7 protein-coding genes are annotated in these 7154 nt (G+C 63.0%); 5 read left to right on the top strand and 2 right to left on the bottom strand.

Annotated elements, in window-relative coordinates:
* Positions 1 to 343: c-type cytochrome (locus QZ964_RS12990; protein WP_292532079.1), on the bottom strand; the 343-nt coding region annotated here is incomplete at its 3' end.
* Positions 344 to 447: 104 nt separating this feature from the next.
* Positions 448 to 2256, bottom strand: coding sequence for a lanthanide-dependent methanol dehydrogenase XoxF5 (xoxF5, locus tag QZ964_RS12985; RefSeq protein ID WP_292532078.1), 1809 nt, complete (start codon positions 2254 to 2256; stop codon positions 448 to 450).
* Positions 2257 to 2547: 291 nt separating this feature from the next.
* On the opposite strand from xoxF5, the gene QZ964_RS12980 reads away from it, so the two are divergent.
* The 5 genes from QZ964_RS12980 to QZ964_RS12960 all read left to right on the top strand — a co-directional run bounded on the left by QZ964_RS12980 (position 2548) and on the right by QZ964_RS12960 (position 7038).
* Positions 2548 to 3471, top strand: a complete 924-nt coding sequence (locus QZ964_RS12980; protein ID WP_292532077.1) for a quinoprotein relay system zinc metallohydrolase 2 — start codon at positions 2548 to 2550, stop codon at positions 3469 to 3471.
* 70 nt (positions 3472 to 3541) lie between these two features.
* A complete protein-coding gene (locus QZ964_RS12975) occupies positions 3542 to 4327 on the top strand; it encodes a quinoprotein dehydrogenase-associated SoxYZ-like carrier (protein ID WP_292532076.1) in 786 nt (261 codons plus the stop codon).
* Positions 4328 to 4471: 144 nt separating this feature from the next.
* Entirely contained in the window at positions 4472 to 4858 is a 387-nt protein-coding gene (locus QZ964_RS12970) for a hypothetical protein (protein ID WP_292532075.1), read from the top strand.
* Positions 4859 to 5123: 265 nt separating this feature from the next.
* Positions 5124 to 5573, top strand: coding sequence for a host attachment family protein (locus QZ964_RS12965; protein WP_292532074.1), 450 nt, complete (start codon positions 5124 to 5126; stop codon positions 5571 to 5573).
* Positions 5574 to 5841: 268 nt separating this feature from the next.
* Entirely contained in the window at positions 5842 to 7038 is a 1197-nt protein-coding gene (locus QZ964_RS12960; protein WP_367119273.1) for an alpha/beta hydrolase, read from the top strand.
* Positions 7039 to 7154: the final 116 nt, after the last annotated feature.

The raw sequence follows: 7154 nt of genomic DNA, 5'->3' as shown, positions 1-7154 counted from the left end.
TGACGCTGTTGCCGTTCTGGCGGCCGCCGATGACGATGCCGGCGAATTCCGCGTAATTGAAACGCTTCACCGAATCCTTGAGCGCCGGCGCATAGGTCGAGCCGCCGCCGTTCGGACCGTGGCAGACATGGCATTCCGCATGATAGCGGCGGTAGCCTGAGAAGGTGTACCAGTCCACCTTGCCGTCAGGGCCGACATTGTAGGTTGGGTCGCCTTTGGCGTCCAAATATTTGCCGTCCGTTGATTTGACGGCCTTGGGATCTCCCGGCGGATCAGCCATCGCGGAGCCTCCCGCGCACAAAATGACGCACAGAGCCAACGCTCCGGCCAGCGGCGATCTCATTACCTGTCTCCTTGGTCTCTTCCCACACACTCTAAACGCCGACGCTCGGCGGGCACCTTTATGGTGCGCGCCGAGCGCCGACCTTCGTTAGCTTCGCGTCTTGCTTAATTCGGCAGAGCAAAGACCGTCAAGACGCCGCCGAGCGCCGTATAATTGGCGAGCGACGCATAATTGCCGACGGCGCCGAGGCCTTCGTTGCTCTTCGAAAGTCCCGCCGCGAGGCCGATGCCGGCCCAGCCGCCAACGCCCGACAGCACCGCGACATACTGCTTGCCGCCAGACTCATAAACGGTGACGTTGCCGATGATTCCCGACGGAGTCTTATACTTATAGAGCTCCTTGCCGGTCTTCGTGTCGACGGCCTTCAGATAGCCTTCCAACGTGCCGTAGAAGGTGACGCCGCCGTCAGTCGACGTCGCGCCGCCCCAGGCCGAGAACTGCTCCTTGTTCGACCAAACGATCTTGCCGGTCTTGGCGTCCCACGCGATGAAGTTGCCGGTGTGGGTCTCGCCCTTGTCCTTGCCCGCCGGGAACATTTCCAGCGTTGCGCCGACATAGGGCTGGCCCGCCGTATAGCTCACGCGGAACGGCTCATAGTCCATGCAGACGTGGTTGGTGGGGACCAGGAACAGGCCGGTCGCCGCGTCATAGCTCGCCGGCTGCTGGTCCTTGGAGCCGAGCGCCGCCGGGCAGACATATTGCGTGTTGACGTCTTCTCCGTTGTGCTGGGTCGAATATTTATCGACGACCAGCGGACGGCCATAGGTCTTGGACGATTTGTCCATGTCGACCTTGGTCGCCCAGTTCACCGCCGGATCATATTTTTCGGCGACGAGCAGCTCGCCGGTCACGCGGTCCAGCGTATAGGCGAATCCGTTACGGTCGAAGTGGACGAGAGTCTTGCGCTTCTGGCCGCCCATATCCTGGTCGGCGAGAATCATCTCGTTGATGCCGTCATAGTCCCACTCGTCGTGGGGCGTCATCTGGTAAACCCACTTCGCCTTGCCGGTGTCGAGGTCGCGCGCCCAGATCGTCATCGACCAGCGATTGTCGCCCGGACGCTGCGCCGGGTTCCAGGTCGAGGGGTTGCCCGAGCCGTAGTAGACGAGGTTCAGGTCCGGATCATAGCTGTACCAGCCCCAGGTGGTGCCGCCGCCGATCTTCCACTGCTCGCCTTCCCAGGTCGTGATCCCTGAGTCCTTTTCGACCGGCTTGCCGAGATGGGTGGTCTTGCCGGGCTCGATGAGCGTGTCGGCGTCGGGGCCCATCGAATAGCCGCGCCACACCTGCTGGCCGGTCTTGACGTCGTAAGCGGTGATGTGGCCGCGAACGCCGAACTCGCCGCCGGCGATGCCGACAAACACCTTGTCCTTGAACACGTGCGGAGCCGCGGTCGAGGTCTGGCCCTTCGAGGGATCGCCGTTCTTGACCGACCAGACGAGCTTGCCGGTCTTGGCGTCGAGCGCAACGAGCGTGGTGTCGGCCTGGGCCAGGAAAATCTTGCCGTCGCCGTAGGCGAGGCCGCGATTGACCGTGTCGCAGCACATCACCGGCACGACGGACGGGTCTTGCTTGGGCTCATATTTCCAGATGATCTTGTGGTCCGGATCCTTCAGGTCGAGCGCATAAACGATGTTGGGAAACGGCGTGTGCAGATACATGACGTCGCCGATGACGAGCGGGGCGCCTTCATGGCCGCGCAGAACGCCGGTCGAGAACTGCCACGCCGGCGCGAGCTTGCCGACGTTCTCGGTCGTGATCTGTTTGAGAGCGGAATGGCGCAGGTTGGCGTAGTCGCCCGTCGGCATCACCCACTGCTTGGGGTCTTTCTGCAGGGTCAGCAATTCGTCGGCTTTCGCCGCGCCGGCGAGCGCGAGCACCGCCACCGAAGTCGACAACAACAGTTTATGCATGAGCTTTTCCTCCTGACGACGCCGTGGCGCGCGTTATTGTTGCGCCGCCGCCGACGTCGCGCCTCCTAGGCGCCTCGACATTGGGAAGGCGATTTCCGTTTATGTCTCATGCCGGCGGGACGAAAACTCCGCCAGCGGCGAGAAGCTCCCAGTTCCCGTCCGGGAGGCATCTTTTACTCGGAAACGGCGGGATAATATGTCGCTAACGGTTGAATCGCAATCGCAAAAAACAATGGCGCAACCGTGCGATGCGTTGCAGCGCCGGCTCAGCAAACAGCCAAGGCTAACAACATGTTGCATATCATGCTGGCTCTTGTCGCGGCGTTCGCGGCGCTTTTTGCCGCAAGCGCCGCGCCGGCCTTCTCCTTAAATGAAATCGCGCCCGGCGTTTACGCGCATGAGGGGAAAACTTCCCTCATGACGCGGGAAAATCTCGGCGACATCGCCAATCTCGGGGCGATCGTCGGGGACGACGCGGTCGCGGTGATCGACACGGGCGGCAGCGTGATCGAAGGCCGCGCCTTTCTCGCCGCGCTGCGCGAGACGACGCAGAAGCCCATCCGCTACGTCATCAATACCCACGCCCATCCCGACCATACGTTCGGCAATGGCGCTTTCGTCGAGACCGGGGGGATTTTCGTCGGGCACAAGAATCTGCCGCGGGCGCTCGCCGCGCGCGGGCCGCATTATCTCTCAGCTTTTCGCGCGCAAATGGGCGACGCGCTCGACGGCGTCACGATCGTGGCGCCGACCGTGACCGTCGAAGGGACGATGACGCTCGATCTCGGTCATCGCGAGATCGTCCTGCAGGCCTGGCGCACGGCGCATAGCGAATGCGACCTCACCATTCTCGATCCAAAAAGCGGCGTGTTGTTTTCCGGCGACCTGCTCTTTCTCCAGCATGTGCCGGTCGTCGACGGCAGTCTGCTCGGCTTTCTCGACGTGGCCGACAGGCTCGCGGCGATCAAGGCGACTCAGGTCGTCGCCGGCCATGGGCCCCTGCCCGCGCCCTGGCCCAAGGCGCTCGACGATCAGCGCGCCTATCTGATGCGGCTCACCGCCGATCTTCGCGCCGCGATCAAGAAGGGCGAGAGCGTCGCGGCGGCCGCCAAGACGGCGGGCGCGGAACAACGGGAGAAATGGCGGCTGTTTGACGACTACAATGCCCGCAACGCGACAGCCGGATTCGCCGAGCTTGAATGGGAAGCGCCGTGAGAATGACTTTGTCACGTGACGGCGAAGACAGTTCCCGCTTATTCTGCCGGACGTGTTTGGAGGATGCCGGATGAACAAAACTGCCCTTTGCGCCGCCGGCGCCCTCTTCGCCCTGTTTGCGACCCGGGCCCTCGCCCAAACCGCGCCTGATCCCTGGCCCGGCCTCGTCGTCGACATTTTCCAAAACCGGCCGATCTCGGCGGCCGACGGCGCCATAACGCTCGACGCGCCGGCGCGCGCCGAGGACGCGGCGATCGTGCCGATGACCCTGCGCTTTCCCGATCCCTCGCAGATCAAGGTCGCGACGCTCGTCATCGACCAGAACCCGATGCCCATGGCGGCGGCCTTCACGCTCGGCGACAAATCCGGCGTCGGCTTCATCGAAACCCGCGTGCGGGTGAATTCCTACTCCAACGTCCATGCGGTGGCCGAGATGGGCGACGGCAAGCTTCGCGCCGACGCCAAATTCGTCAAAGCCTCGGGCGGCTGTTCGGCGCCCGCCGTCAAGGATCAAGACGAGGCGGTCGCCAATATCGGCAAGATGAAATATCGGGAGTTCAAAAGCGCCGATCCAATGACGCGAGAAGCGCAGATCATGATCCGCCATCCCAACGCCTCGGGAATGCAGATGGACCCGGTCTCGCGCGCCTATCTGCCGGCTCATTTTATCGACTCCGTCGAAGTCTTTCAGGGCGATGCGCCGATCTTCAAGATGGAAGGCGGCATCTCGCTCTCCGAAGACCCGACGTTCCGCTTCACCTATGCGCCGAACGGCGCGAAGACGATTCGCGTCGAGGCGCACGACAGCAAGGGCGGCGTCTATAAGGGCGAATGGCCGATCAGCGAAGCGTCCTGATCGGCGCTCACCACGTCTCGGCGAGATAATCGACGAATTCTGCGCGCCAGATCCCATTTGGCGGTCTTAGCGACGCGCTAGTTTTTTGCCTAATTTCAAGGCAGTGCGCCAATTTGTCTGCGCCTGCGACGATTGACGTGCGACATGCTGCTTCGCACAATCCTTGCAATGTACCTGCGCTATACATTCGACGGCGGGGCGTGCGCTGTTCGAATGCTGCGCGGCAAGGAGGTCTCGATGGAATCGATCAGACAGTGGTTTCAGGATTGGTCGGACGCGTGCGAATACGCCAAGGAATGCGTTCCCGATTTCTCGTTCCTTTCATCCTTGGCCCCTAGCGAACCTTATACGGCGCTGCTGAGCATTTTGGGCGCGTGCTGGCTGCTCTGGGCGCTTAATGAACGCTCGATCAGGCGGAGCGCCGCCCTGCAACGGCATGGGCCGCGCGACGCCGCAAGCGCCGGCGCGCTCGACGCCGCGCTGCAGCAGATGAGAGAGCCGGCCGGCAAGGAGGAGAAGCTCGCCGCATAGAGCCCGGTTTTTTGTGCAATGAGCGCGCCGCTCCAGCTTTTGAGACCGATTGCGTCATTTACAATTGGACGATTGCGTCCAATACAACACGATCTGGTCGCAACGGTCGATTTGAGAGCGCCCCGCGGCGTACTATCCTTGAAACGAGAGCCTGCCGGCGCGAACCAGCGCCAGCGGGACAAATCGCCCGCGTAAGCGCTAGAAAACAAGCGCAAAAAAAAAGCGCCAAGAACAATGCGAACAATATAGAAGGCGAGGACACATCATGATCGAATTTTCTGTCGGCAACGGCGCCTGGGTCCTGGTCGGAGACGGCCGCCGCGCGCTCTTTTTCCAAAACCACGGCGACGCCGATCTGCTTGATCTTCGGGTCGTCGAGACCCGCATCGACGAAAATCCCGCGACGCGCGAACAGGGCACGGATAAACCAGGCCGCAGCTTCGCCTCGAAAGGCGGCGTGCGCAGCGCGGTGGAAGACGCCGACTGGCATGAGCTGGAGGAAGAGCGCTTCGCCCGCGCGATGGCGGAGCGCATCAATCGGGCGGCCGAATCGGGCGAATTGAACGCCATCGCCATCGTCGCGCCGCCGCGCGCCCTGGGAGAAATCCGCAAGGAGCTGTCGGCCAAGGCGCAAAGCAAGGTCGTCGGCGAACTCGCCAAGGACCTGACCCGCCATCCGCTCAAGGATATCGAAAAGGCGCTGACTCGCGGCTGAGAGGCAGGGGAAAGCCTTCAAGACTCTCCCCTGCGCAGCCGGCGGCGATTCGTCCCAGCCCCGCCGCCGACGCTCCACTCTCGTGCGAGCGTTGCGATCATGCCGCATTTCTCCCTAGAAATCAGTGCGCTTGCGCACAGCCTAGGCGGCGCGCCGCAATTGCGCCGCAAAAATGACGGAGTGGAGCGTAGTTAGCTTCGCCTCGACGGCCTTGGCGGCGCGACGATTTTTCGAGCACGGCGGTTTGATGGGGCGCGGACGGATTATATTGGCGGCATTTTTTGCGCTCGCCGTCAGTGCTTGCGCGAGCCGCCCGCACGGAACGCTCGTCGCGACGCATCGGGTCGCGCCCGGCGCAAGCGTCGTCGACCTGCTCGTCATCACAACCAGAGCACCGGACCCGTCGGAGCCCGGCGTCATCTTCTCCGGCGAACGCGGACGGGGCGTCCACTTCGCCGACATCGCGGTATCGATCCCGCCCGACTCCGCCCGCGTGATCGGCGAAGTTCAATGGCCGCAAGCGCCGACTCCCGATCCCGCCACCCAATTCGCCACCGTTCACGCCGACGTCCTCAGCAAGGAGGCGGCGATCGCCGCGTTCAACGCGCGCATCCGCAAGACGCCCAGGCGCCAGGTGCTGCTCTTCGTTCACGGCTACAACACGCGTTTCGAGGAAGCCGTCTATCGTTTCGCGCAGATCGTCCACGACTCGCGCGCCGACGTGACGCCCGTGCTGTTCACCTGGCCGTCGCGCGGCCGGCTGTTGCAATATGGCTATGATCATGAGAGCGCCAGCTACTCACGGGACGCCTTGGAAAGCGTTCTTCAGGCGCTGCAGCGCGACCAGGACGTCGGCGAAATCTCGATCCTGGCGCATTCCATGGGCAATTGGGTGACGCTGGAGGCGCTGCGCCAGATGGCGATCCGCAACGGCCAGATCGGATCGAAAATAGAGAATGTCATGCTCGCCGCGCCTGACGTCGATTTCGACGTCTTCCGGCGCCAAATCGCGGCGATCGGGATTCGGCCTTCTGTCTTCACGCTATTCGCCTCGCGAGACGATGACGCGCTTGCCGCGTCTCGCCGGTTCTGGGGCAATACGCGACTGGGGGCCGTCGATCCCAGCGCGCCGCCCTACAACGAAGTCCTCTACCGCGATCAAATCAAAGTCATCGATCTGACCAACGTCGCTTCCAGCGATGCTTTGGGGCACAGCACCTTCGCCACCTCCCCGGCGGTCGTGCGCTCGATCGGAATCAGGCTTGCACAGGGGCAGCCGCTCAAGGACGGCCAGGCCGGCGTCGGCGATCGTCTCGGGCTGATGACCGCCGGCGCGGTTTCGGCGGTCGGCGGCGTGGCCGGCGCGGCGGTCGCCGCGCCGTTCGCGGTCATCGACCCGGCGACTCGCGAGAACTTAAGCGAACACCTGAACGCCGCCGGCCAAAGCCTTGATCCGCAATATTAACTGCCCAGCGATTTTGGTTCCGAAACGCCTCTATTTTTCGCGTTCTGTTGCGACAATGTGACAGCCAGCGAGACTGAACCCGGTTAGGGTCAAACGCTCGCGACGATCAGCGCACG

The organism is Methylocystis sp., from assembly GCF_021731785.1.
In the GTDB taxonomy this organism is placed as follows: domain Bacteria; phylum Pseudomonadota; class Alphaproteobacteria; order Rhizobiales; family Beijerinckiaceae; genus Methylocystis.
Note: the sequence above shows the minus strand (reverse complement) of the source record. Positions and strands in the feature narration are given on the sequence as shown.